This window comes from Paraburkholderia kururiensis (genome assembly GCF_034424375.1).
Lineage (GTDB): Bacteria > Pseudomonadota > Gammaproteobacteria > Burkholderiales > Burkholderiaceae > Paraburkholderia > Paraburkholderia kururiensis_A.
The window spans coordinates 6,043,445-6,068,040 of the sequence record NZ_CP139965.1 but is presented as its reverse complement, the minus strand read 5'-3'; the positions used below and the strand labels follow the sequence as shown (position 1 = coordinate 6,068,040).

24 protein-coding genes and 1 pseudogene are annotated in these 24,596 nt (G+C 62.9%); 17 read left to right on the top strand and 8 right to left on the bottom strand.

The features are described from left to right. Positions 1-18: 18 nt before the first annotated feature. From U0042_RS27180 to U0042_RS27160, 5 genes are all read left to right on the top strand, one after another. A complete protein-coding gene (locus U0042_RS27180; RefSeq protein ID WP_114815032.1) occupies positions 19-768 on the top strand; it encodes a glucose 1-dehydrogenase in 750 nt (249 codons plus the stop codon). Positions 769-1,281: 513 nt separating this feature from the next. Next, positions 1,282-2,262: a 2-keto-3-deoxygluconate permease gene (locus U0042_RS27175; protein WP_114815033.1), complete on the top strand. Its 981-nt coding sequence runs from the start codon at positions 1,282-1,284 to the stop codon at positions 2,260-2,262. Then, positions 2,259-3,557: a four-carbon acid sugar kinase family protein gene (locus U0042_RS27170; RefSeq protein WP_114815034.1), complete on the top strand. Its 1,299-nt coding sequence runs from the start codon at positions 2,259-2,261 to the stop codon at positions 3,555-3,557. The genes U0042_RS27175 and U0042_RS27170 overlap by 4 nt, the downstream gene beginning before the upstream one ends. A gap of 61 nt (positions 3,558-3,618) precedes the next feature. Further along, positions 3,619-4,620, top strand: a complete 1,002-nt coding sequence (pdxA, locus tag U0042_RS27165) for a 4-hydroxythreonine-4-phosphate dehydrogenase PdxA (RefSeq protein ID WP_114815035.1) — start codon at positions 3,619-3,621, stop codon at positions 4,618-4,620. A 75-nt stretch (positions 4,621-4,695) separates the two neighbouring features. Next, the gene (locus U0042_RS27160) at positions 4,696-5,493 is read left to right on the top strand and encodes a DeoR/GlpR family DNA-binding transcription regulator (RefSeq protein WP_114815036.1); all 798 of its coding nucleotides are present in this window, start codon (positions 4,696-4,698) and stop codon (positions 5,491-5,493) included. Between the two features lie 299 nt (positions 5,494-5,792). Here U0042_RS27160 and U0042_RS27155 read toward each other — a convergent pair whose 3' ends face one another. Further along, on the bottom strand, positions 5,793-6,056 hold the full coding sequence (locus U0042_RS27155) for a hypothetical protein (protein ID WP_157977915.1): 264 nt from the start codon (positions 6,054-6,056) through the stop codon (positions 5,793-5,795). 51 nt (positions 6,057-6,107) lie between these two features. After that, positions 6,108-6,545, bottom strand: a complete 438-nt coding sequence (locus U0042_RS27150) for a winged helix-turn-helix transcriptional regulator (RefSeq protein ID WP_114815037.1) — start codon at positions 6,543-6,545, stop codon at positions 6,108-6,110. Positions 6,546-6,640: 95 nt separating this feature from the next. Here U0042_RS27150 and U0042_RS27145 point away from each other — a divergent pair, with 95 nt between their 5' ends. Continuing rightward, positions 6,641-7,456: an oxidoreductase gene (locus U0042_RS27145; protein ID WP_114815038.1), complete on the top strand. Its 816-nt coding sequence runs from the start codon at positions 6,641-6,643 to the stop codon at positions 7,454-7,456. Between the two features lie 315 nt (positions 7,457-7,771). After that, positions 7,772-8,209 carry a nuclear transport factor 2 family protein gene (locus tag U0042_RS27140; RefSeq protein WP_114815039.1) on the top strand — a complete coding sequence of 146 codons (438 nt, stop codon included), beginning with the start codon at positions 7,772-7,774 and terminating at the stop codon, positions 8,207-8,209. Positions 8,210-8,359: 150 nt separating this feature from the next. On the opposite strand, the gene U0042_RS27135 is transcribed toward U0042_RS27140, so the two are convergent. Continuing rightward, positions 8,360-9,838 (bottom strand): YncE family protein, encoded by a 1,479-nt coding sequence (locus tag U0042_RS27135; RefSeq protein WP_114815040.1) that lies wholly within the window; start codon positions 9,836-9,838, stop codon positions 8,360-8,362. Between the two features lie 158 nt (positions 9,839-9,996). Here U0042_RS27135 and U0042_RS27130 point away from each other — a divergent pair. Further along, a protein-coding gene (locus U0042_RS27130; protein ID WP_114815504.1) for an IS3 family transposase occupies positions 9,997-11,126 on the top strand; the annotation gives its coding sequence in 2 pieces (ribosomal slippage) (positions 9,997-10,249 and positions 10,249-11,126; 1,131 coding nt in all). Between the two features lie 56 nt (positions 11,127-11,182). On the opposite strand, the gene U0042_RS27125 is transcribed toward U0042_RS27130, so the two are convergent. After that, a protein-coding gene (locus U0042_RS27125) for an IS5 family transposase (protein WP_155773625.1) occupies positions 11,183-11,988 on the bottom strand; the annotation gives its coding sequence in 2 pieces (ribosomal slippage) (positions 11,183-11,658 and positions 11,658-11,988; 807 coding nt in all). A gap of 301 nt (positions 11,989-12,289) precedes the next feature. Continuing rightward, a complete protein-coding gene (locus tag U0042_RS27120) occupies positions 12,290-12,970 on the bottom strand; it encodes a GntR family transcriptional regulator (protein WP_327205014.1) in 681 nt (226 codons plus the stop codon). Between the two features lie 176 nt (positions 12,971-13,146). On the opposite strand from U0042_RS27120, the gene U0042_RS27115 reads away from it, so the two are divergent. The 4 genes from U0042_RS27115 to U0042_RS27100 all read left to right on the top strand — a co-directional run bounded on the left by U0042_RS27115 (position 13,147) and on the right by U0042_RS27100 (position 17,489). Continuing rightward, positions 13,147-14,244 (top strand): mandelate racemase/muconate lactonizing enzyme family protein, encoded by a 1,098-nt coding sequence (locus U0042_RS27115; RefSeq protein WP_232833664.1) that lies wholly within the window; start codon positions 13,147-13,149, stop codon positions 14,242-14,244. Between the two features lie 23 nt (positions 14,245-14,267). Next, the gene (locus U0042_RS27110) at positions 14,268-15,539 is read left to right on the top strand and encodes an ABC transporter substrate-binding protein (protein WP_232833665.1); all 1,272 of its coding nucleotides are present in this window, start codon (positions 14,268-14,270) and stop codon (positions 15,537-15,539) included. A gap of 128 nt (positions 15,540-15,667) precedes the next feature. Next, positions 15,668-16,645, top strand: a complete 978-nt coding sequence (locus tag U0042_RS27105; RefSeq protein ID WP_232833666.1) for a carbohydrate ABC transporter permease — start codon at positions 15,668-15,670, stop codon at positions 16,643-16,645. A 10-nt stretch (positions 16,646-16,655) separates the two neighbouring features. Continuing rightward, positions 16,656-17,489, top strand: a complete 834-nt coding sequence (locus U0042_RS27100; protein ID WP_114815467.1) for a carbohydrate ABC transporter permease — start codon at positions 16,656-16,658, stop codon at positions 17,487-17,489. A 21-nt stretch (positions 17,490-17,510) separates the two neighbouring features. Here the strand turns inward: U0042_RS27100 and U0042_RS29990 are convergent. Together U0042_RS29990 and U0042_RS27090 are read right to left on the bottom strand one after the other, a co-directional pair. Beyond that, positions 17,511-17,702 (bottom strand): annotated as a pseudogene (locus U0042_RS29990) (transposase); the annotation flags it as partial. Positions 17,703-17,763: 61 nt separating this feature from the next. Then, the gene (locus tag U0042_RS27090) at positions 17,764-18,660 is read right to left on the bottom strand and encodes an NAD(P)H-binding protein (protein WP_114815468.1); all 897 of its coding nucleotides are present in this window, start codon (positions 18,658-18,660) and stop codon (positions 17,764-17,766) included. Between the two features lie 230 nt (positions 18,661-18,890). On the opposite strand from U0042_RS27090, the gene U0042_RS27085 reads away from it, so the two are divergent. Further along, the gene (locus tag U0042_RS27085) at positions 18,891-19,808 is read left to right on the top strand and encodes an AraC family transcriptional regulator (protein ID WP_114815471.1); all 918 of its coding nucleotides are present in this window, start codon (positions 18,891-18,893) and stop codon (positions 19,806-19,808) included. A 313-nt stretch (positions 19,809-20,121) separates the two neighbouring features. On the opposite strand, the gene U0042_RS27080 is transcribed toward U0042_RS27085, so the two are convergent. Continuing rightward, a complete protein-coding gene (locus tag U0042_RS27080; protein WP_157977948.1) occupies positions 20,122-20,415 on the bottom strand; it encodes a hypothetical protein in 294 nt (97 codons plus the stop codon). Between the two features lie 656 nt (positions 20,416-21,071). Between U0042_RS27080 and U0042_RS27075 the strand changes: the two genes are divergently transcribed. The 4 genes from U0042_RS27075 (at position 21,072) to U0042_RS27060 (ending at position 24,546) form a co-directional block, all read left to right on the top strand. Beyond that, positions 21,072-21,770: a response regulator transcription factor gene (locus U0042_RS27075; RefSeq protein ID WP_114815469.1), complete on the top strand. Its 699-nt coding sequence runs from the start codon at positions 21,072-21,074 to the stop codon at positions 21,768-21,770. A 161-nt stretch (positions 21,771-21,931) separates the two neighbouring features. After that, a complete protein-coding gene (locus tag U0042_RS27070) occupies positions 21,932-23,272 on the top strand; it encodes a FecR family protein (protein ID WP_327205012.1) in 1,341 nt (446 codons plus the stop codon). Positions 23,273-23,395: 123 nt separating this feature from the next. Further along, entirely contained in the window at positions 23,396-24,028 is a 633-nt protein-coding gene (locus U0042_RS27065) for a DUF4136 domain-containing protein (RefSeq protein WP_114811614.1), read from the top strand. Positions 24,029-24,174: 146 nt separating this feature from the next. After that, on the top strand, positions 24,175-24,546 hold the full coding sequence (locus U0042_RS27060) for a VOC family protein (protein WP_114811613.1): 372 nt from the start codon (positions 24,175-24,177) through the stop codon (positions 24,544-24,546). The last annotated feature ends 50 nt before the right edge of the window (positions 24,547-24,596 follow it).

Sequence of the window (24,596 nt, the reverse complement as noted above, 5' to 3'; positions counted from 1 at the left end):
CATTTATACCGAGGGCATATGACAAACCGATTCGAGAACAAGGTTGTGGCAATCACTGGCGGCAGCGAGGGCATCGGTCTTGCCAGTGCCAGGCTTTTCGCAGACGAAGGCGCGCGGGTCTACATCATGGGACGTAGACAAAATCGACTGGACGAGGCGATTGAAGAAATAGGAAACGGTGCCGTGGGTGTTCAAGGGGACGCAAGCAATCTCACCGACCTGGATCGACTCTACGAGCGTATCCAGCGGGACCACGGTCGGCTTGACGTGGTGTTCGCAAATGCGGGCGTCGCCGAAGTCGAGCCGCGTCCACTGGGCACCATTGACGAAGAGGGTTTCGACCGGCTATTCGGCCTGAATGTGCGTGGCATGCTCTTCACTGTGCAAAAGGCTTTGCCACTACTTTCGTCGGGAAGCGCCGTCGTCCTGAATGGCTCGGTGGCCGGCAGTAAAGGGTTTCCTGGCCAATCGCTCTATAACGCAAGCAAGGCGGCTGTGCGATCGTTCGCGCGAAGCTGGACAACCGACCTGAAGGAGCGCGGCATCCGCGTAAACGTGGTCTCGCCGGGCGGGACCGAGACACGTCCGATGCGGAGCTACCTCGAGGCGCGGCCGGGCGTCGAAGATCTGCTGAAACAAGTTGTGCCGCTGGGGCGGCTAGGCCAGCCGGACGAAATCGCGCGCGCCGTGCTCTTTCTGGCATCGAGCGAAAGCAGTTATATCGCAGGCGTGGAGCTCTATGTCGATGGCGGCTCACTCGCCGTTTGATTTCTTGGATGTCCGAGCCCGGCGGTCGCCACGGGCGCGTCCTTTCATGCAATGGGCATAAAGCGACGCACAGCTGCCGCTCGTCATCGCACGTCCGCGATGGCAAGGCGATTGCACACGTTAATGGCGAACTTCAAGCTCGCAAAAATTCACAGTGCGAGGCGGTTGGACCGGCTGGCTGGCCGACCCGTTGAGGCAGTCAGACCGCAAACCGGAAAGGGCGGCGAAAGCCGTAGCGGGTTAGCGTCATCCGTTGCGGCTTGTTCGACTCACGAAAGGCCCAGCAGGCAATTCAAAGCCACTCCTTGCGAGTGGCTTTTTTTCGTCTGTCCGTCTCGCAGGTCGGTTTGCGACCACCGCGTTTGACCGCGCTCAGCGGGGAAGTACGTGATCGCATCGATCACAAAAATGATCGATTTGCGCAAAACACGTGCACCAGATACACTCCAAACTGATCGATTCAATCAATATAGTGACCGATCCAATCAAAATCCGATCAGAATGGAGACTGGCATGGCTCAGATACACATAAAGCGCGGCATCGAGCGCGTACCCGGCGGCATGATGATCGTGCCGTTGCTCCTCGGCGCGCTCGTCGCCACATTTCTGCCTGACATGCCGAAGTTCTTCGGCTCTTTCACCAATGCGCTCTTCACCGGTGCGCTGCCGATTCTGGCGGTGTTTTACGTCTGCACGGGCGCGAGCATCGACGTCAAGGCAACGCCCTATCTGCTCAAGAAGGGTGGCGCGCTGTTCATCACGAAGGTGGGTGCCGCGATCATCGTGGGTGTGGTGATGGGGCATTTCCTTGGCGAACAGCCGATCTCGTCGGGATTGTTCGCCGGCCTGTCGACGCTCGCCGTCGTCGCGGCGATGAATGACACCAACGGCGGTCTGTACATGGCGCTGATGGGCCAGTACGGCCGCTCAGAAGACGTCGGCGCCTATACGATCATGTCGCTCGAATCGGGGCCGTTTCTGACCATGGTCACGCTTGGCGTGGCGGGACTGTCGGCGTTTCCGTGGCCGACGCTGGTCGGCAGCATTCTGCCGCTGGCGTTCGGCATGCTGCTCGGGAACCTGGATCGCGAGATGCGTGCGTTTCTCGGCAAAGCAGTTCCGGTGATGATTCCGTTCTTCGCGCTGGCGCTCGGAGCGAGTCTCGATCTGCACAAGGTGTGGCAGGCAGGCGTGCTGGGCGTTGGTCTAGGCATCGCTGTGGTGATCGTGACGGGCATTCCCCTTTACCTCGCGGACCGTCTGACGGGCGGCACCGGCGTCGCCGGAACCGCTGCGGCGAATACGGCAGGTAACGCGGCCGCCGTGCCGGCGTTGATCGCCGCGGCGAATCCGGTCTACGCGGAGGCGGCCAAAAGCGCGACGCTGCTGGTGGCTGCCTGCGTGGTCGTGACTGCGGTCCTTTCGCCGATCCTGACCGCCGCCGTCGCAAAGCGCGTGCAGGTAAGCCGCCAAGCAAGGGAAATGGCGCGATGAGCATACTGATCATCGCAGACGATCTGTCGGGCGCAGCCGATTGCGCGATCGGCTTTGCGAGCGCCGGCTATCGCACGGTCGTCACACTTGACGTGCCGCCCCAAGGCCTCGACGGTACCGCCGCCGACGTGATCGCCGCCGATACCGACACCCGCCGTCTCGCGCCCGTCGAGGCCGCGCAGCGCACCTCGGCAGCCTGGCTGGCGTTGCGCGAGCCGGGCCGGCGTCTCTACAAAAAGATCGACTCGACGCTGCGTGGTAATTGGGCCGCCGAAGTCGCCGCGCTGCAGCCGCTCGCGGGTCTTGCGATAGTCGCGCCGGCGTTTCCGGCGACGGGTCGCACCTTGCTTGGCGGTCGTGTGTTCGTACGCGGCGAGCCGCTGGAAACAACCGATACATGGAAGCTCGAAAACGCGGGCCGCACGGCCGACCTGCATGTGATGCTCGCGCAAGCCGGCGTTTCGACCGCGCAACTCGACGTGGATGCGTTGCGCGAAGGCGGTCAGACGCTCATGGCGCGGATCGCGGCCGTGGCGGCCAGCGGCACCCAGGCGCTCGTGGTGGACGCCGAGACGAAGGACGACCTCATCACACTCGCGCGGGCTACTGCACAGATGGACAAGGCGCTGTTCTGGGTCGGCTCGGGCGGCCTCGCGCGCGAGATCGCGAGCCTGGAAGGTCTGTTCGGGCCGCGCGCGGCGCGCAAAGGCGCAAGCGCTTCGGAAGGGCAGCGACAACAGGCACCAGTGCTGGTGTTGGTGGGCAGCCTGTCGGCGGTCTCGGAGCGGCAGTGCGCCATGCTGCGAGAACGCGCCGGCATGATTGAACTGACGGTACCGCCTGCCGTGCTGCGCGGCGGCGAGGGCCACGCCGACTTGTTCCAGTGGCAGGCGCGAATCGGCGACGCATTGGGAACGGGCGCGGATTTGCTGCTGCGCATCGGCAGCGACGACGCGTTCGATCCGGCGGAAGGCGCGCTGCTGTCGGCGGCGCTTGCCGGGCTCGTCAAGCCGCATTTCGCGGCGCTCGGCGGCTTGATCGCGACGGGCGGCGAAACCGCCCGCGCGATGCTGAGCGCAGTTGGCGTCGGCAGCATCGAACTGATTGCGGAGATAGAGGCGGGCGTGGCCGTCGGCAAGCCGGTCGGTGCCTCCACTCGCCAGCCGCATCTGCGTATCGTCACGAAGGCAGGGGCGTTCGGCACCGACCACGCACTGTTCGCTGCGTGGCGCTATCTCCGAGAAACCCCGGCAGCGACCGTCAGCGCGGGCACCCGCTCACACGATTCGGCCTGATCGCCGCCCACGCGATCCGGCATGCAGTACAGCAGAATTCAATGACATCAAGGCAAACATCATGAGCAACTACCTCCCCGTGATCGGCATTACGATGGGCGACGCCGCGGGCGTCGGCCCGGAAATCATCGTCAAGAGCCTTGCACACGACGTCGTTTATCAGCGGTGCCGTCCGCTCGTGATCGGCGACGCGCGCCGGCTCGAACGGGCGAATAAGATCGTCGGCGGTATGGCAAAGATCCGCCGCATCAAGGAAGCGGCCGAGGCGCGCTACGAGCCGGGCACGATCGACTGCATCGATCTCGACCTGATTCCGGCCGACCTGCCTTTCGGCCAGTTGTCAGCCGTCGCGGGCGATGCTGCCTATCAGTTCATCGCGCGTGCGGTGCAACTTGCCGAGGCCAGTCAAATCGACGCCATCTGTACGGCGCCGCTGAACAAGGAAGCGCTGCACGCCGGTGGCCACAAGTTTCCCGGCCACACCGAAATGCTCGCCCATCTGACGGGCGTCGACGAAGTCTCGATGATGCTGGTCGCGCCGCAACTGCGCGTCATTCATGTGACGACGCATATCGGGATCATCGACGCGATCCGCAAGATCGAGCCGGGCCTCGTGCAACGCACGATCGAGCGCGGCAACGCGACCCTGGTGAAGGCCGGCATCGCGAAGCCGCGCATCGGCGTGTGCGGCATCAATCCGCATGCCGGCGAGAACGGCTTGTTCGGATACGGCGAGGAAGAAGAGAAGATCGTGCCGGCGGTAACGGTTTTGCAGGAGCGCGGCCTCGACGTGACCGGCCCGCTGCCTGCCGACACGCTCTTTTTTCGCGCGGGCCGCGGCGACTTCGACCTCGTGGTGGCGATGTATCACGACCAGGGTCACGGTCCGGTGAAGGTGCTCGGGCTGGAAGCGGGCGTGAACGTGACGGTAGGGCTCGAAGTCATCCGCACATCGGTCGATCATGGCACCGCGTTCGACATCGCGGGCAAGGGCATCGCTGACGAGCGCAGCCTGCTCGAAGCACTGCGCCAGGGCGCTGAACTGGCGACGCGGCGCGGCTGAGTGCGCAATGAGCCTGACGGAAGGCGCGCGGGCCGTGGTGTAACATCCGCAACCTCAATACTGCAGATGCCAGCCATGAAAGCGTCCGAACGCCATCGCGCGATTCTCGATCTCGTCCTGAGCGGCGACACCAACGTCGAACAACTCAGCGCCGCGCTCGGCGTATCTGAAGCAACCATCCGGCGCGACCTCACGACGCTCGCCAACCAGCGCCGTCTCGTGCGCACCTATGGTGGCGCGACAGCGCTGATCGGCGCGCATGAACCGGAGGCGTCGCTCGAGGAACGCAAGGCGACGCAGCGCGAGCAGAAAGAAGCCATCGCTCGCGCGGCCGCCGCTCACGTGCACGACGGCGATACGTTGCTGCTCGACGGCGGCACGACGTGTGCCGCGCTGGCGCGGCATCTCGCTTCGCGCGTCGATCTTCATGTGGTCACCAACAACCTGCTTGCCGTCATGACTCTCTCGAACGCGCCCGGCGTTCATCTCACGCTGCTCGGCGGCGATCTGCGTAATTCGAGCATGAGCACACTCGGGCCGCTCGCCGAACTGTCGCTTAGCCGCTTGAGCGTCGACAAGGCGTTTCTCGGCGCGGACGGCGTGGTCGCGGAGTTCGGGCTGTGTGAAGCGAGCGCGCAACAAGCGTATCTGAAGGACTGCATCATCCGGCGTGCGGCTCAGGTGGTTGTGCTCGCCGACGCAGACAAGCTAGGTCGCTCGCGGCAGCAACACTGGACGCCTCTCGAGCGCGACTGGAGGCTGATCACTTCGAGCGTGGCCGACGAGGCGCTTCTTGCGCCGTTCAGGGCGCTCGGACGCGTGGTAGTCGAGACGGCCGATATGGACAGCCCGTCGCCACCGACGATCTCGTGATTCTGTGGGCAGTCCGCAGTAGAACGAGGCGGAGAGACGTAAGGCCATCGGGCGCGGGTATATCGGCTTTGCTGTGAAACAGTCGGATCTCTTCCGGCTGAAATCGCAACGAGTTGCAGATCATTGAAGACGTCGGCAATGCGGCCGCTTCGAACGAAGCCGCTATCGAGCGGATGCGCTTATCGCTCGCGGATCAGCTATTTCGATGTTCTCGAGCGGGCCCGCATCCACAACGGCAGACTCAACTCAATCTGTAGCAATCGCTCGTCTATCCCAGCTTCAACGGCCGGACTCGACCGTCACATAGCAGCCTTCTTTCCGCCGAACGTGAACGTCGGCTTCGGCCTGGATGCCGAAGCACTCCGTCTGGCGGGTTTCGAAGGAGAGTAAGACGCCTGAGCGTTCGCCGCAGGATCAGCCTGACTGCCCGCTTTGGCCGACGGCTGCCAGATGCGGTCGGCCGCGTCGACCCTATTCAGCCGGTCGGCAGCGCGATCAATCGATGCCTGCTTGCGATGCACCGCGACCATCACCCTTTCAGATTCATCTAGCAGGTTTGTCATCGCGGACGCCTGGCCAAGCCAGTTCCTACTATCTCGCGTCTTCAGGGCTGATCACTCTGGAGGGATAACTCGTATTGGGCGCGATCCTATCCGGGCGCCTGTGTTTTCATCCACGGCCACTGGCTTGATTTCCGTCCCCGCGTCGGCATCCAGGAAGCGCACAAGGTCACCGCCGCTACGGTGCTGGCGCCCCCACGCGCCAATCATGAAGAGCACCGGCAAGACATCGCATCCGGCCGCCGTCAGCACGTATTCCTCCCGCGGCGGGTGCTCCGAATACAGCCGCTTCTCCAGCATGCCTTCCTCCGTCAGCGTCGCAAGCCGGCGGGAAAGGATCGTCGGGGCAATGCCCAGGCTTTTGCGGAACTGGTCGAAGCGGGTCAGCCCCGCATGAGCATCCCGCAGGATCAACAGACTCCAGGCGTCGCCGAACACGGCCAGGCTGCGCGCGATCGGGCACGGTTCATCGCAGGGTGTTTCCTTGTCCATACTTTTTCGATAGTGACTGTGCTAGCATGCTTAGTATCGAATCGATAGTAACACTTTCAACGATGCCGCTCGCCCACCCTTTGGAGAATCGATTGATGAGCAAGAACGACATGCCTGTCGCCCTCGTGACCGGAGCCTCGTCCGGTATTGGACGGGCCACAGCCCTGGCACTCAGGCAAGCGGGTTATCGTGTGTTCGGAACCAGCCGCAAGACATTTCCCGCAGGCGTTGACGACATCACGATGCTGACGTGCGACGTGACCGACGACGACTCCGTACAGCACATGGTCGCCGAAGTCTTGAGAGACGCCGGCAGGATCGACCTGCTGGTCAACAACGCAGGCATCGGCTTGTTCGGCGGGGCCGAAGAGTCGTCTGTCGCGCAGGCCCGGTCGCTGTTCGAGGTGAATGTGTTCGGCGTGCTGCGCGTCACCAACGCGGTTCTGCCGGCGATGCGCCGCCAGACGCGGGGGCGCATCATCAACATGAGTTCCGTGCTAGGTCTGATCCCATCGCCGTACAACGCCCTGTACGCCTCGACGAAGCATGCCGTGGAGGGCTACTCGGAATCGCTGGACCACGAGTTGCGCACGCTCGGCATTCGTGTCGTGCTGGTGGAGCCTGCCGTGACCCGGACGTCGTTCGAGGAGAACACGATCAAGCCAGACCGCACGCTGCAGGTCTACGATGCGGATCGCGCCCGCGTTCATGCACTGTTGCCGGCCATGATGGAAACTGGCGACGCGCCCGAGATCGTTGCTGCCACGGTGCTTAAAGCGGCGACGGAGCTCGCGCCGAAGCGGCGCTACACCGCGGGCAAACAGGCCGGGCAGGTGCGGTTTCTGCGCCGCTATCTGCCCGAGTCCTTCGTGGACAAAGCCATTCGAAAATTCAATCAGTTGCCGACTTAAGCAACCGAAGACGGCAGAACGCCTGCAACGGCGTTCCTCCCTGAATGCTCCACCGCAAATCGGTAGTAGTGCGGCAAGGTACGCTCTCGGGGTCCGCTGGCCGAGTACAGCGGACCTTTGGATGGCAGATCTATCGTGTGAGGCAATGACCGAACCTGGCCGGCGAGTAACCCATCGCCCGCCGCGGCGCCGAAGACTAACATTGCCTTTGGCACTGAAAGCCGGGGCCGCTCAACCGAAGCCGTTCTCCAGGATTGAAATGGCCCGAAGAAATCGGGCAGGTAAGCAACATACCAAAGGGAGCAAGAAACAGAAATGCCAAGATCGAAATACGCCGCCTACGAGGCGGCTGATCCTTACTTCAATCTGGTTCGAGGGGCGCTAGGTGGCCTTGTCGATGGAACGCACTTCTTCGACGTCATTGCCGACGACATCATTTACGAGACTCTCTACGACCTGGGTTGGCCCCGCGTTATCAAAGGACGAACCAACCTGATGGCTGCGTTCAAAGGCTACGTCGACAACATCGCGCTTCAATCTGCCGACAGGTTGATTACTCACGAGATAGCCGCCGGCTGTGTCATCGAATATGAGGTTCATGGAATCATCCTCGCTACAGGCGTGGCGTACAACAACCGGTTCTGCTCAATCATCAAGATCGAGAACCGAAAGATCACGCATTGGAGAGACTACATGGACTCTCATGCGGCCTGGTGTGCAATGACCGCGAAGAAACAGGAGCGAAGAATATAAAGAAGATTTTGATGATTGCGGTGAGCCCGGGGGCGAGGGTCCGGCGAGTCGAGTGGTGGCCGTGAATCATGGGAGGGAAGGGCCTTGTTGCTCTTCGCCTCCCATTTCGTTTTGTTCCGCTTTCCTGGGGGCCTGGTGCACCCAATGAAATCAAAGCGCCTGCACCTGAACCACCGGCCCCGGCTTGCCGGCCATCTGAGGCGCGATCACGAGGTAGCGTCGCGCGCCGTCCGAATGAGGATCGTTGACCGAGACCACCTGGCGAATCTGCCCGATCGCATTCACGATGGCGGAGCCGGCCGGATTGGTCATGAAGTTTGCGAGGCCTTCGATCGCACCACTCCCGTCAGGATGGTCGGACAGTCCCAGAACGTAAGGCTGCTTCGGGTCGAGTCCGGTCACGGACGCCTGCAGAACCTGGAGCAGCCCCTGATCGAACAGGGCCACGCTGGTCGGCGAGTTACCGGACGGCTGTGCCTTGGCATTTGCCGACACCAGCCGGATATGCGCCGTGTTGCCCGCGAGGCCCAGGGGCTGCAGATTCTGCATGCCGTCGCCGTCCGGCACTGCGTCCGGCACATACGTTATGGCTTGCGGCGCCTGACCGATCGGCACCTGGGCGATCACCTTGTTTGTCATGGTATCGATAGCCGTGAGGGCGTCGCCGTTTTCCAGCCCCACGTAGATACGCGAACCATCGCCTGATGGCCAGAGCCCGTGCGGCAGGTTGCCGACGGGAATCGTCGCGACCTGGGCATAGTTGTCGGTCCGGAAGACCTTCACCTCATTGAGTCCACCCACCGTCACGTACGCGAACATACCGTTTGCATTCCTGACGATATTCACGTGGTTCGTAATGGGACCCGTGTCGAGCGTCTTGAGCAGCCTGAACGGCGGTTTCGCGTCGAATACCTGGGTGCGGCCCACGTCCTTGAGGGTGAACCAGACCTGCTTGCCATCCGGCGTCGCTGCGATGTTCGGGCAAAACGGGCTGTCCTGCTTCACCTTCGCGATGATCTGATGGTCCGCCACCGACACGATGTCTGTCTCCGGATTGAACGACGAGCAGACATAGCCGTACTTCCCGTCGGGCGAGAAGATCTGCATGCCGGGTCCGGCCGGAGTCGTGATTCTCGTTTCTTCCTCGAACGTGGTTCCGTCGAGCACCGCGACGTAGTTCTCGCCGCGGACCGTGACCCACACCTCCTTGCCATCCGGCGTAAAGAACGCTTCGTGGGGCGAACGTCCGACGTACGTCACGTGTTTGACCACGTTCGTTGCGGTATCGATGAACGATACGGAGTTGGATCCGATCGACACGACAGCAATCGTTTTGTGATCAGGCGAAAAGCCCATGCCGTGCACCAGCACCTGGCCGCGATAGAGCGGACTGAAATTGCCTGGTGAAGGATCGCCCAGGCGGATCACGCCGAGCAGCCGGTTATCGGCTGGATCGGTTACGGAGACGGTGTTTGAAAACTGCTCTGCCGCATACACACGATCGTGGTGGCTCACCGGCACGTCCGGAGCGGAGTCTGCGCCCGGCGCCTGGCCGGCGAATGCAACAGTGGACAGCGCAAGAGCGAGCACGCCGGCGAGCGTATCGAGCCGGAAAATACGAGGTTTCATCAGTTTTCCTTGGTGGGTGACATCTGATCCGAGTGCTGCATCGGCATGTGCATTGCGTGATCACCGTGCGCAGTGCTTGACCCTAGCCCACAAAACTGTCCCAGTTGGAAGTGGAAAATTCCGGCATGACGCTGTCATCGAGACCAGGAGGTCATGCCGTGAAGAAGAGCAAGTTCACCGAAGAACAGATCGCCTATGCGTTGAAGCAGGCCGAGCTGGGCACGCCGGTCGCGGAGGTCTGCCGCAAGATGGGAATCAGCGACGCGACGTTTTACAACTGGCGGACGAAGTACGGTGGGCTGTCGCCGTCGGAGCTGCGCCGGCTGAAGCAACTTGAGGAAGAGAACGCGAAGCTCAAGCGGCTCGTGGCCGATCTGTCGCTGGACAAGGCCATGCTGCAGGACGTGCTGTCAAAAAAGCTCTGAAGCCTTCCCGGCGCCGTGAGCTTGTCACGGACTTGATGCAACGTTTCGGCGCAAGTCAGCGGCAGACCTGCGCGTTGTTGCAGCTATCCCGCACGGTCTACCGATACGAGTCAGTCGCGCGGGATCAAAGCGCACTGGAAATGCGCATCAAGGAGATCACGGAAGTGCGGGTGCATTACGGTGCGCCGCGCGTGTACGTGATGCTTCGCCGGGAAGGCTGGAGAGACAACCATAAGAGAGTAGAACGCGTGTATCGCGAACTGGGCCTTTCGTTGCGCCACAAGCGACCCCGGCGAAACAAATCGGCCCGGCGCCGCCAGCCAAAGCAGTCAGTGAGCGCAATCAACGAGATCTGGAGCATGGACTTCGTCGCCGATGCACTTTTTGATGGTCGACGCTTGCGCACGCTCACGATCGTGGACAACTACACGCGGGAATGCCTGGCGATCGAAGTCGATGGTTCATTGCGTGGCGAACACGTTGTCGCCGCGCTGGCTCGGCTTGCGCATCATCGTCCGCTTCCCCGCTATATCAAGGCAGATAATGGCAGCGAGTTCATTTCGAAGGCGCTCGACAAATGGGCGTACGAGAATGGCGTGGAGATTGACTTCTCGCGTCCTGGCAAGCCGACCGACAACGCAAAGAATGAATCCTTCAACGGACGCTTTCGGGAGGAATGCCTCAACGCGCATTGGTTCTTGTCGCTGGAGGACGCCAGACGCAAAATCGAGGTCTGGCGCGAGTACTATAACGAGGCGCGCCCTCACTCTGCGCTGCAGTGGATGACACCGGCGGAATTCGCCCGCCAGTGTACCGATCGGGCCGGTTCGGCCCGTTCTGAAGAGCCGGAATTTTCCAACTAAGACCGGGACGGAAATTGGGCCAGCCTCAAGAGCCGGAATTTTCCAACTAAGAGTCGCTAACACAAGTCGTCAACGAAGCGTGAACAGATAACGGCAGCCGCCAGGGAAAGCAACGCCATATGAATGTCGAGACGCCGTTCGAAACGAATGCGCAATTTGCCGAAACCGGCAAACCAGGCATGCGTGCGCTCGACCACCCAGCGATGCCGTCCGAGCCGCTCGCGGCTTTCCACCCCGCGTCGGGCGATACGTGCCGTGATGCCGCGCTGCTTCAGATAATGCCGACAACGTGCAAAGTCATATCCCTTGTCCGCATGCAGCTTGTCTGGGCGCTTACGGGGCGCGCCATTGAGGCCCGAGACTGCCGGAATGGCATCGAGCGTGGGCTCGAACGCCATCGAGTCGTGGCGGTTGGCACCCGTGACCGTGATGGCCAGAGGAATACCGCGTGCATCTACGACGATGTGCCGTTTCGACCCGAGCTTGCCCCGGTCTGTCGGGTTCGGGCCGGTTTCCTGCCCCCCCGGGGGCTGGAAACGCTAGCGGCATCAAGGCTCGCCCGCTCCCAATCAATCTGGTCATGCTCACGCAACCGGCGAAGCATCGCCAGATGCAGTTGCTCCCATACGCCTTCGGCCTGCCAGTCCCGCAGTCGTCGCCAGCATGTCATCCCGCTGCCGAAACCCAGTTGCTGCGGCAGGTCTTCCCACGGGATGCCTGTTTGCAGGACATACAGGATGCCGTTCAATGCTGCACGGTCATCAACCGTGCGGCGTCGGCCACCTTTGGGCGACGGCTCGAACAACGGAATCAGCGGCTCCAACGCCGCCCATAGTTCATTACTGATTTTTCGTCTGGACATCACGCCAGGATATGGCTTTCATGGCTGCATGTCCAGGTTGTGTTAGCGACTCTAAGACCGGGACGGAAATTGGGCCAGCCTCATGAATGTCGCCGGGGCAAGTACTACCTGGTACGCTCAAGGGGTAACCATGCCGAGCCAGCAGGCATCCCGTTCGTGACGATGCAGCATGCCGATTGTCCGGCGCGCATGTTTAGGCCGCTGCCGTATTCGCTGGTTGGAGGATCGTGACTACGCGGCTTCCGTCGGCGAGTTCCGGCGAAGCACATCGCATCTGCCTCCCAAGACGGGCCGTTCTCGTTCAATACATCCCGAGATTGCGCTGCAACGCCGCCGCGAAGTGCGCGGTGACGGCGGCTTCGGCGGCATCCGGATCACGCACCCTGCAAGCCTCGAGAATCGTGAGATGCTCCTTGAGCGTGCGCAGCACGAGCGGCGCAGTGAGCTTGCGTTCGAGGCGCAACAGCTTCAGGTAATTGTGCATGCGCCGGTAACTGTTCTCGACGAGCGGATTGCCGAGTGACGTGATGACCGCATGATGCAGCGAGGTTTCGAGCGCTTCGACTTCGGTGAGGTGCTGCGCCTTGAGACCTTGCTTCGCGATCGCGGTCACCAGCGCGAGATGTCGCTTTTCGAGTGAACGAATCGACTCTTCATCCGCGGTCTCGGCAAACACGCGGATCGCCGCGCGCTCGATGATGCTGCGGAACTGATACGTCGCCCGAGTGAGTTCGAGCCCCGGCTTGATGAACTGAATGCCCGAGCGCGGGTGAATTGTCAGTACTCCTTCCGCTTCGAGCACGCGCAACGCGTCACGCAGCGGAGCTACGGGTATACCCAGAAGCTGGACGAGTTCGTTTTGCGAAACGAATGCACCGGCAGGCAGCTTGCGCTCGAACAACCCCTCGAGAATCCGCTCGTACGCAATGTCGCTGAGCCGCGCACCGCCGCTTGCGGTCTCGGTGGCCGGCGAACTTTCCACGGCCGTTTCAGCGGATGCCGTCTCGGCGAGGGCATCTTTTCTCGTTCTACCCACTTGTGATCTCCCATCTTAACGACTAGCATGATATATCACTTAAGCAATCTGATCTATCAGTGCACTCCATCATGCGTATCGTTGACTTCCGTATTACGCGTTTCCAGTTTGCCCGAGATAGGGTGATCGGTGATAGCCAGGTCCGGGCCGACGATGCTCACGTCGTGGCGCTCGAGCTGATCGGTGAAAAGGGGCTTACGGGCCTGGGCTTTGCGCAGTCATTGTTCGTGCCGTTGCCGCCCGAAGCGGAAATCGAGCGCATTTTCCGCTTTGAAGTCTGGCCCACGCTCGAAGGAGAGCGGCCGCTCGCACTCGTGCATCGTGTAGCGCGTCCGCGCGGCGGCAACCACCGCGCGTGGACGTTGCCTTTCCATGAAGCAATCCAGGTCGCGCTATGGGACCTGGCCGCGAAGCAGGCGGGCATGCCGCTCTGGCAGATGCTCGGTGCGCGGCGCGACCGGATCAAGGCGTACGCAAGCGGGCTCGACTTTCATCTGAGCGACACCGACTTCGTCGAACTTTTTGGACGTGCCGACGCACTGGGCTATACCGCGTTCAAGATCAAGGTCGGGCACCGGGACTTCGAGCGCGACCTTCATCGCCTCGATTTGCTCAGGAAGGTCGTGCGGGCCGACGCGCAAGTCATGATCGATGCGAACGAAGCGTGGTCACCCAAAGAAGCCGTCGTGAAACTCGAACGCATCCGCGACGCCGGGCACGCCTTGCTCTGGGTCGAGGACCCGACATTGCGCAACGATTTCGAAGGCCTGCGGCACATCCGGCACAACGCCACGTGGACCGCGCTGAATACGGGTGAGTATCTCGATGCGAGCGGCAAGCGTGCATTGATGGAGGCCGACGCTGTCGACATCCTCAACGTGCACGGGCAGGTGACGGATGTCATGCGCGTGGGCTGGCTCGCGGCCGACCTCGGTGTGCCGGTCAGCATGGGCAATACCTTCCTCGAAGTAGGCGTGCACTGCGCATGCGCGCTGCCCGACGTCGAATGGCTTGAATACTCGTTCCAGAATTTCGACGCGCTGGTCGACGAGCCGATCGCAATTGTCGACGGCATTGCGATGGCACCCGATCGCCCCGGACACGGGCTCGAACTCAGCGAATATGCGCGTCGCGAACTACGGCGGCCCGATGTGCTTGACCGGAGCGAACTTGTCGCGCCGCCGCTCTCGAAACCGGCGGCCGTATCGACGGCCGGCTAGGCATGGATTTCATATAAAAACCATTGGAGACAGCTGTGCGAAGCACATTTATCTCACGCGTCGCGGCGTGTCTTGCCGGACTCGCCTTATCCGCCGCCGCCGCGGCACAGACCCTGACGGTCTGGGACTGGAAGTCGAGCGATCCCGTTACATCGACGTATTTCCAGAAGGTCAAGAAAGATTTTGAAGCCTCGCATCCGGGCGTCACGGTGAAGTTCGTCGGCCAGCCGATCGAGCAGTACTACACGATCCTGGGTACCTCGCTGGCGGCCAACGCCGGGCCCGATGTGTTCCTGATGAACGGCGGCGCGCAGGCACGTGCACGGATGTCGGACCTCGTCGATCTCAGCGGGCTCGACAAAGGCATGCTCGGGGTGAAGGAGTTTCAGGACGCAAGCGGCAAGACCTATGCATTGCCGCTGACGCTCCAGGGGTTTGTCGTGTATTACAACAAGGCCCTCTACACGCAGGTCGGACTCGATCCGAACAGGCCGCCGAAGAACTGGGGCGATCTCAAGCGCGTTTGCGCGGCCTTCAAGGCCAAGGGCGGCAAGATCCCGTGCTTTGCGCTCGGCAACAAGGAAGGCTACGGTGCCGAATTCTTCTTCTCCTCGCTGGCCGCGACGTCGATGACACCCGACGAACAGGCGCAATTCGCGGCGGGCAAGCTCAAGTGGTCGAGCCCGCAGATCAAGGGGATTCTCCAGGCGTGGGTCGATACGCAAAAGGATGGCTGGTATCCCAAGGGCGCGAACTCGACGACGAAGTTCATGGATGAATACGAGCAGTTCATGCGCGGCGATGCGGGCAACACGATCGGCCTGATTTCCGATGTGGCGCACTGGAAGCAGTTCGAGAATTTCCTCACGCCCGAAAAACTCGGTGTCTACAAGATGCCGTCGCCGACCGTTGCGGCCGGCAATCCACCCGACAATCCCCGTATGCCCGTGTCCGGCGGTATCGGCTACGGCGTGAACAAGGCGTCGAAGAATGTCGCGCTTGCCCGGCAACTCGTGCAGGAGCTGGCGAGCCCGGCGGCCCTCCAGGTCTTCGCCAACGATGCGGGCGCGCTGCCGGCGAACAGCAGTGTCGACCTTGCTTCGTTCAAAGGCCCGACCGTCAGGATCATTCTCGGATGGCTCCAGGACTCCGCGGTGACGACGACGCTGCTCAGCGCATCGGCGGCCGAGATGGAAGAGTGGCACCGTCAGAGCCAGCTGTTGCTCAATGGCGATACGACGGTCGATAAAGCCGCTGCGCGTATGGATGAAGTCCAGGCGTCGGCAAAGCGGTGACATATAGATTGCTGGTCGCACAACGCGAACTACTGCAAGGTGAAGCCATCGCAGCGCTCCGCGTTGTGCGACTCAGGGACAACGCCACCCAATAGTGACGCGAATCAGATCAAGCCCCTGGCGATTGGGTGGCACTCGAAGGCACGTTGAAATACGACCCAGACATGTCGAAATCTTCTGCATCTGTGACGAGCGGCGCGGCGCCCACATCCAAGGCGTCGCCTGCTGTGGCGAGGCCGGGCGGTGACCGTTCGGAGCAACGCATGGCGTTCGTGCTGTTGCTTCCTGCTTTGCTGCTCGTCATCGTCTTCCGCATCTTTCCGCTCGGATGGGGCGCGGTGCTGTCGTTCCTCGGCGTGACGCCCTCGGGTGCAGTCGGCTTTGTCGGTGTGTCGAACTACGTCGCGCTCGCGCACGATCCGTCGTTTCGCGATTCGATGGTCAACACACTGATCCTGCTGGCCACGCTGCCGATCTGGGTCATGCTGCCGATGGTGCTGGCGATCCTGATCCATCAGGGGGTGCCGGGCGGCAAGGTGTTTCGTGCGGTCTATTTCTTCCCGGCCGTGTTGTCGAGCGTGATCATCGGCTCGATCTTCAATGTGGTCCTGCGATACGACGGCAACCTCAATGCCATGCTCGATACGTTTGGCATCGATGCGGTCGACTGGCTTGGCAACGGTTCGACTGCACTCATGAGCCTGATCGGCGTGCAGATGTGGTCGACCTTTGGCATGGGCGTGCTGATCTTCATGGCGGGCCTGTCGACGGTGCCCGACGAGATGATCGAAGCCGCGCGGCTTGACGGCGCCAATTTCTGGCAGACGTGGATCTACATCATCATCCCGACGCTGCGGCCGATCATCGAATTCGTGGCCGTCGTCACGACGGTCGGCGTGCTGACGTCGATGTTCGGACTCATCTACGTGCTGACCGATGGGGGGCCCGGCACATCGACGACCTTGCCGGAATTCCTGATCTGGATTGAGCAGGGCAAGATGAATCGCCCATCGTATGCGGCGGCAATCTCCGTCGTGCTATTTGCGCTGATGGGCGGTATTGCATGGCTGCAGATCCGGATCATGACCCGTAACGCGAACCTTTGAGGCTCATGGCATGGCGATTACCATAAAGCAGGACCGGAGAGTGCTCTGGACGCTGTCCGTTCCGATGGCCGTGCTCGCCGTGTCGTGCGTCTATCCGCTGGCGTTTGCGCTCAACAACGCGTTCAAGTCGACGCGTGACTATATCCTTGACCGGTTCGGTATCGCGGGTCATCCGACGTTCGAGAACTTCGTTCAGGCTTGCGTGCAGGCCAATCTCGGTGAGTACTACATCAACTCGACACTCGTGACGGTGGGCGCGGTGGCGTGCTTGCTGGTCGTTTCATCGCTCGCGGGCTTTACGTTCGCATTTCTGCGGTTCCCGTATCGCAAGCTGATCTTCGTGGTCATCCTCGCGTCGCTGATGATTCCTGTGCAGGTGGTGCTCGTGCCGTTCTATCAGACGATCATTGCCCTGGGTCTGTTGAATACGCGCGTAGGCCTGATCATTTCCTATACGGCCTTCTTTCTTCCGTTTAGCGTGTATCTGATGACCGCGTTTTATTCGAGCTTGCCGCGCGACGTGCTCGAGGCCGCGCGGATCGACGGCGCGAGCATTCTGCAGGCCTGGTGGTACGTGATGCTGCCAATGGGAAAGCCTGCGCTCATCACGCTCGGCATTCTGAATACGCTGTATTGCTGGAACGATGTCTTGATTTCGCTGCTCGTGCTTCAGGACAAGCGCACGCTAATGGTCGGTATCGCCGCATTGCGCGGCGAATATACGACGAACGTTCCGCTGTTGTGCGCGGGTCTCGTACTCGCCGCGGCGCCGATCGTGGTGCTTTACGTCGTGTTCCAGCGGCGCATCGTGTCCGGCATCGCCGTGGGGGCGGTGAAGGGGTGATCCCCTCACGTACCACCCGAACCATCGCGTTGTACCCCTCAGGATCGAGCGCCAGGGGGCACCCGCACGCACGATCCATCGCAGCGCGTTGAACATCTCGCGGAGCTCGTAACGACGCTGCGGCGCGTCTTTGCTCATCAAGCCCAGGTAAGAGGCGGCGAAGTACCACTCCTCATCCGATACATCTGTTGGGTACAGCTTGAGTTTTGGCATGCCGCCAGGATACCAGGTTCGCCCCAAAGTCCCTAACACGCTCTGGCCAACGCGCGGCGCATTACGCCCGCGCCGCGATATTCGCGCGCTGGGCCAATTCCCCCAGCACTTCTTCTATCGTCGTCGTACCGAAACGCCGTTCGGTCGCGCCGGCTTGCACGTCGATGCGGCCCAGGTTCTGCGCGTCGTAGAGATCGACGATCAACCGGGCGTGGCGGGCGCTCAGCCCGGCTCGCTGCAGCAGGGGCGTCCACTCTTCGCGAGGCACGGCACGCGCTTCGATATGCCGGTCGAATACGTCGCCGAGGGCGCCGGCGACATCCAAAGCCGAGACGCGTCGCGGTCCCTCGATGCTCACTACCCGCGAGGTGGGCGTAGGCGCTTCGTCCTGGAGCAGCGCCGCGGCGGCAAGGCCGACGTCGCGCGCGGCCACCGTCGGAAAGCGCTTCGTGAGCGGATGATGCAGGCTCGGCAGCACGCCCGCCGCGTGCACGGCCGGCAGCACGCGCGCCCAGTTCTCCATGTGCTCGGCCGAACGCAGCAGAATCAGATTCGACGCCAGCGGCTTTACCTGCTGCTCGAAATGGTGGAACCCCTGCGTGATGCCGGTATTCGAATCGAGTTCGGCTCCGTAGTCGGACAGCACGAGCACGCGCGCAGGCGGTTGGGCTCGCAACGCGGCGGCGCTTACGTCGATCATGCGGCGCATGGCGGCTGCGGGATCAGGGTCGCCGGACGGTACGGGACACAGCATCTGCACGGCCTGAGCGCCGCGGATGGCGCGATCCACGGACTCGCGATCGTCCAGATCTGCGATCGCCACCTCGCAGCCCCATGCCTCGAGCGACCGCGCATGGCGCGGGTCGCGTACCACGGCACGCACGGGGCGGCCCGACTCGCGCAACACGGCGGCGGTTGCGCGTCCCACATTGCCTGATGCGCCGAAGATGACGAACACGTTGGGCTCCTTGTCTTGACGTCGACGGTAGAGCCGCATGGTAGGCAAACGCGGCGTGTCCCGCGCTCACGCGAGGATGCTCATGAGCAGATCTGGATGACGGACTGGCAACGCAATGGCCCGAACGCGCAATGGCATCCATCGATGCGACCGTTCCCGAAGCCATGCACTGCAACGGCCGCCCAAACGCAGGACAATGCACAGAATCCACCGTTCCGGAAGGCTTCCCGATGAGTGCCACTCCCGCCGTTTCGAAGCAGCATGCCGAGCCGTTTCCCCGCCTTGGTCTGAGCGTGCAATCGAGTGCGGCGCTCGGCTGGCAAGGCTTCGGCGCCGAGCTGTTGCACATTCCGGCGGGCGTGCACCGCATTCCGGCCGCGGACCACCACCGCATCGGCGTGCACGTGGGTGCGCCGGTGAAGGCGAACTGCCTCTGCAACGGACGGCGCAAGCCGCGCATCCAGGCGCACGGCGACGCCGATGTGGTGCCGGCAGGCCTCGACGGCGAATGGGCCGACGAGGCCGACTGCACGCTGCTGCGCATCTGGCTCGGGGAAGCGTTCGTGCAGGACATCGTCGGACGGCTCGATCCGAAACCGTCGCAGGCCCAGATCCGGCCGCAGTTTCAGTTGCGCGACAAGCGGCTCGAACACCTCGCGTGGGCGTTGCGGGCCGAACTCGACGCCAACGATGCATCCAACGCGCTCTATGCCGAGAGCCTGTGCACGGCGATCGTCGTTCGGCTGATCGAAGCTGCGGCCGCTGCCGGCACGAGGCGCCGTACGCTTGCGCCTGCCATGGCCGTGCGCGTGACCGACTATATCGAGGCGCACCTCGACCAGCGCCTCACGCTCGCGCAGCTGGCGGTGGTGACCCATCTCAGCGTGCCGCATTTCAAGGTGCTTTTTCGCGAGACCTTTGGTGTGCCGGTCCATCAATACGTCGTGCATCGGCGTGTGGATCGCGCGAAGGGACTGCTGCTGGAGGGACGGCTCACGGTGGCGCAGATCGCACTGGAGGTGGGTTTTGCCCATCAGAGCCATCTCGCGTCGTGGATGAACCGCTTGCTGGGCGTGCCGCCGGGCGAGATATCGAGGCACGCCGCGCGCTTTCGCGACGAAGCGTTGCAGCAGGACGAACGCGTTTGAGCTTGCCGGCATCATCAGAAGCAACGCGCTCTTTCGCGGAGTCTTGCTGCGAGCTTTGGGGTACATCCTGGCGCGGCGCTCCGTGTCGTTGTCGCCAGTAACACCGCCGCACGTGTCTCTTTCCCTCATCCCGAATGTCACGGCGCACGGCGGCCGCCGAAGGCTGCGTGCGGGCGCCATATCGCCCGCCGCGGCCGCTACGACGGCTTTTCAATGTTTAACAAACTCGGCGCCGGGATTTGACAATCTCTGACAATACCGTGACAGATTGCCGTCCACAATGATCATAAGTTTTGCGAACGACGCGATTCAGCTACGGGGCGGTTAGGTCGGTAACGACAGCAGCCGGGGTGACGGGGCAGGGAGAGAACAAGAGCGAATACCAGTTCGCCACGACAAGAAAAACGATAGACAAGAACAACAGCCGGAATGGCGGCAGTCGTAAAAAAAGCGGCGGTAGTGGCAAACGGATGGGCCGTGCAGTTTGCACTGCCGCCGCCGTTTTTTTCGGGCGCACCGAAGGGCGTCGAGGCTCGAAAAAAGATGTGATGAAAGGCGAAAAATCGGCGAGGGAGGCCATGATGATCTGCATCAGCAGCCGTTTCACGAGCGCATCGAGGCATACGGCAACGCCGGCGCATCGCACGGCGCACGACATTTCCCTGCCGCATCGGTGCGCCGCCGGACGCGTCTACGCCAGAGCGACCACCCACACGCGGTGGAAGCGTCAGACATTGCGGCGTCTCGCATGAGCGCGGCACGAAATAGCGGCGCGATAAGTCGTCGATTACACAATCATTAAATTTCCGCCTTGCCGGCTTCTTATACTGTGCGCCATACACGCGGATTAATACGCGTTGCGCGTCGGTCATCGGTGAGGCGAACAGACGGAACGGCAGCAGGTCTGAAGACTCGGTTCGAGCGCTGACGACAAAGCCCGTCCGAATGCAAGGCGCGACTCGCGATAGGCGGACAGGGGTTTTCGATTATCATGAATACCCCGATCGCAAGCATGCGCAGTCGAGCGTCAGGGCGCCAACTCAGGAATTTCATGGCGATGCCGTCGTGGCATTTTCTCGCACCGTCCGATGATTGCGAGATTCCCTGATTGCGCCGCGCGCCCATTCGGCTATGGCGGATGCTTTTAGCCGTTAATGCGAAAACGCGTGGGTGAAAATGCGCGCGGGAAGCGCGGACGAAATGGGCGGATATTCGCCGCGCCATCCATCCACGATGGACAACGAATTTGCGTTGCGGGGTGTTATGAGAATTGCGGTTCTCGACGACGATCAGGCTCAGACAGAATTTGTCTGCCAGACGCTCTCGACGGCTGGACACATTTGCCACTCGTTCTCGGAAGGGCGCGAACTGGTCAAGCAACTGCGCCGGCAGACGTTCGACCTGCTGGTGCTCGACTGGAACGTGCCGGACATGTCCGGCGAAGAGGTGCTGCGCTGGGTGAGGCAAAGTCTCTCGGAGCGGCTGCCGGTGCTTTTCATGACGAGTCGCAGCCGCGAGACGGACATCATGTCGATTCTCAACAGCGGGGCCGACGACTACGTGGTGAAGCCGGTCACGGCGGGCATACTGCTCGCGCGGGTGGGGTCGCTGCTGCGGCGCGCCTATCAAATCAAGCCCATGGCGTTGAAGGAAACCTTCGACGACTTCGAATTCGACCTCAGCGCAAAGCTGGTCAGCGTCAGGGGCAAGCCGGTGTCCCTCACACACAAGGAATTCGAGCTCGCACTGCTGCTGTTCAAGCACCTGAGCCGGCCACTCTCGCGCGCACACATCCTCGACATGATCTGGAAACAGGACACCGATATTCCGTCGCGCACCATGGACACGCACATCTCCATGCTGCGCGCCAAGCTGGGCCTGCGGCCCGAAAACGGCTATCGGCTGACGCCCATCTACGGTTACGGCTATCGGTTGGAGCGCGTGGAAAAGGGGGATGAGTGACGCCGGCGAACCTCCTGCCGACGACGCCGAAGCGTCCGCATAGCGGTGAGCAGCACGGCAACAGCGTGGCGTATTGTTCCGTCGCGCACGGCGCGTCCGGTCGGTGCCCCTCACGTAGCGGGCGTGCCGCGCAGACGGGCGCGAGCCTCACCGCGCTTGTCATGGCATGGAGTCTGGCGTGGGCTCTGCCTGCCGCGGCCCGTGAGCCACGCGGCTCTGGCGCTGCGGAGCAAACCACTCCCTACGTCATCCGGCAGGGCGACACGCTCTACGACATCGCCGCCCGCTACCTGCGCGATTCCGGCGACTGGCGCACGCTCGCGCGCCTCAATCACGTCAGAGCGCCCGACCATCTGCAACCGGGCGTCACGCTGCGCCTGCCCGTCTCGTTGCTGCGCGAGGATCGCGTCGCGGCGACGGTCGTTGCGACCAGCGGCCCTGCCGATCATGCCTACGGCAACGGCGGCCCCTACACGGCACTGGCCGTCGGCATGAAGCTCACCGAGGGCGACCGCATACGCACGGGCCACAACGGCTTCGTCACGCTCGAACTCGAAGACGGCTCGCACGTGAGCGTGCCGCAGGATTCGTCGATCGGCCTCGACCGGTTGCGACGGACCGTCTTCACGGGCAGCACCGATCGCCTCATCCGGCTCGAGCGCGGCGAGGTCGACAACGAAGTCACGCACGCCACGAAGAAGGACAGCCGCTTCCAGATCCGCTCGCCGTCGGTGGTGGCGGGCGTGCGCGGTACGCGTTTTCGCGTCAATTACGACAGCGACACGCAGGTGAGTGCGGTGGAAGTGCTCGACGGCGCCGTGGGCGTGGATGCAGCAGGCGCCACGCCTCCTCCGGGCGCACCGCTGGTCGCGTCGGCGCAACTGGTGAAGGCGAAGTTCGGCAGCGTGACGCCCGCGGGCGGAGCCGCCGGCACGCCGCTGGCGTTGCTGGCCGAGCCGTCGCTGGTGCAGCCGGGGAAGATCCAGGACGCGCCGGAGGTGGCCTTCGATCTCACGCCGCTGGACGGCGCGCGCAGCTACCGCGTACAGGTGGGCCGCGACGCGGGACTGCTGGACGTGATCCGCGACCAGCGCGTGGACACGCCGCACGCCTCGTTCGCCGAAGTGCCCGACGGCACCTACTTCGTGCGCATCAGCGCGATCGACGCGAACGGTCTGGAGGGCCTGCCTCACACCTACGCGTTCGAGCGCCGCCGGTTCAGCCTGACCACGTCTGCCACGCCGCGCGCGGACTCGCACGACTACGTGTTCCGCTGGCTCACCGGCCGCCCGGACGTGCCCACGCGCTATCGCCTCGTGCTCGCGACGACGCCGGATCTGGCGCGGCCGCTCGTCGACCAGACCGACGTGACGGGAGCCGAGGTGATCGTCCAGAACCTGCCGCGCGGCGTCTACTACTGGACGGTGATCGCCGAGCAGTTCGAGCATGGCCGTTACTACCAGAGGGCAAGCGCGGTGCAATCGTTTACGCTCACGTGGTGAGTCTGCCCGCCGCGCGCGCCAGGCCCCGCGCGTGCGCGGCGGTGCCAGGTGCCCGAGCAGCGTCGCCGAACCCGGCGGCGCGGGAATTGCGGAGCACCCGAAACCCTTGATGCGGAAGCCTCGATGAAATTCCCGCCCGTGACGGTCCGTCCATCGCTCATCGCGGCATGCGCGACGCTCGCCACCGCCAGTCTCGCCGGCTGTGCCGACGTCAGCACGAATGTGCGCGCCACGGGCATGTCGCGGCCGCCCCAGGGCGACACGACGTACCGCCTCGCGCGCACGGCCTCGCAGGAAGCGAGCGACGTGCGTCTGCAGTACGAGGAGCAGGTGCGCGGCGCGCTCGCGAGGTACGGTTTTCGCGACGCCGGCGCGGCCGGCGCCAATCCGCGCTATCTCGTTTCGATTGCTCACGCCACGCGCCCCGCGTCGATCGGCCTCGACGTTCCCGAGTGCGGGGACGCCAGCGGTTCGTGCAGCATGCCGCCGTCGTCGGGATTCTGGTTCTTCCTGCGCAGCTACGTGCACGTGCTCAGCTTGCGCTTCTTCGACCGCGAGACGGCGCGCGAGGTCTACAAGGTCGTGGCCGTGAGCCGCGATCACGACGCCGACGCGTCGCGCACCGTTCCGATCCTCGTGAAGAGCGCGTTCGCCGAGTTTCCCTATGCGGGCGCCGGCGCATGGCGCGTGACGCTGCATCCCGTGAAAAACGGCATGGAGCCGGGCGTGGTGTCGATCAAGCCGCTGGCACGTTGAGGCGTGGCTGCCGCAACGATTGCGGCAGCCACGCCACGCGGAAGGCAAGCCAGCCCGGACGACAGTCGAAGCAATTTTCCCCAGGCGTCGCGCGCGGGCGCGCCGTATGCTGGCATCGCGTTCGGTAGCCAACGAGGAGAAAACGTATGTTCGATCACGTCGGTTTGAGAGTGTCGGATCTGGCGCGCAGCGTGCGCTTCTACGAGCAGACGCTCGCGCCGCTCGGTTTCGAGCTATGCATGCACGAGGGCGATCTGGCCGGTTTCGGCAAGCCTGGGCATCCGCAGCTGTGGCTGCATGCGACTCACGACGATGCTGCCGCGCCGCGCGGCGTTCATCTCGCCTTCGAAGCGGCCAGCCGCGACGCAGTCGGGCGCTTCCATCGCGAAGGCCTGCGCGCGGGCGGCCAGGATAACGGCGGGCCCGGCTTGCGACCGGAGTACAGCCCCACGTACTACGGCGCGTTCGTCATCGACCCGGACGGCAACAACGTCGAAGCGGTGTGCATGCGCGGCTAAGCGTGAGCTTTGGCCTGAGCCGCTGCGCCCGTGCCTCTCACCTGAACGGC

Excerpts from the sequence above, each read along its gene's own strand:
- U0042_RS27155 (WP_157977915.1), bottom strand. The coding sequence starts at position 6,056 with ATGACAAACCTGCTAGATGAATCTGAAAGGGTGATGGTCGCGGTGCAT.
- U0042_RS27065 (WP_114811614.1), top strand. The coding sequence starts at position 23,396 with ATGAAATTCCCGCCCGTGACGGTCCGTCCATCGCTCATCGCGGCATGC.
- U0042_RS27085 (WP_114815471.1), top strand. The coding sequence starts at position 18,891 with ATGAGTGCCACTCCCGCCGTTTCGAAGCAGCATGCCGAGCCGTTTCCC.
- U0042_RS27075 (WP_114815469.1), top strand. The coding sequence starts at position 21,072 with ATGAGAATTGCGGTTCTCGACGACGATCAGGCTCAGACAGAATTTGTC.
- U0042_RS27175 (WP_114815033.1), top strand. The coding sequence starts at position 1,282 with ATGGCTCAGATACACATAAAGCGCGGCATCGAGCGCGTACCCGGCGGC.
- U0042_RS27070 (WP_327205012.1), top strand. The coding sequence starts at position 21,932 with ATGGCATGGAGTCTGGCGTGGGCTCTGCCTGCCGCGGCCCGTGAGCCA.
- U0042_RS27140 (WP_114815039.1), top strand. The coding sequence starts at position 7,772 with ATGCCAAGATCGAAATACGCCGCCTACGAGGCGGCTGATCCTTACTTC.
- U0042_RS27160 (WP_114815036.1), top strand. The coding sequence starts at position 4,696 with ATGAAAGCGTCCGAACGCCATCGCGCGATTCTCGATCTCGTCCTGAGC.
- U0042_RS27145 (WP_114815038.1), top strand. The coding sequence starts at position 6,641 with ATGAGCAAGAACGACATGCCTGTCGCCCTCGTGACCGGAGCCTCGTCC.
- U0042_RS27150 (WP_114815037.1), bottom strand. The coding sequence starts at position 6,545 with ATGGACAAGGAAACACCCTGCGATGAACCGTGCCCGATCGCGCGCAGC.
- U0042_RS27170 (WP_114815034.1), top strand. The coding sequence starts at position 2,259 with ATGAGCATACTGATCATCGCAGACGATCTGTCGGGCGCAGCCGATTGC.
- U0042_RS27100 (WP_114815467.1), top strand. The coding sequence starts at position 16,656 with ATGGCGATTACCATAAAGCAGGACCGGAGAGTGCTCTGGACGCTGTCC.
- U0042_RS27180 (WP_114815032.1), top strand. The coding sequence starts at position 19 with ATGACAAACCGATTCGAGAACAAGGTTGTGGCAATCACTGGCGGCAGC.
- U0042_RS27135 (WP_114815040.1), bottom strand. The coding sequence starts at position 9,838 with ATGAAACCTCGTATTTTCCGGCTCGATACGCTCGCCGGCGTGCTCGCT.
- U0042_RS27060 (WP_114811613.1), top strand. The coding sequence starts at position 24,175 with ATGTTCGATCACGTCGGTTTGAGAGTGTCGGATCTGGCGCGCAGCGTG.
- pdxA (WP_114815035.1), top strand. The coding sequence starts at position 3,619 with ATGAGCAACTACCTCCCCGTGATCGGCATTACGATGGGCGACGCCGCG.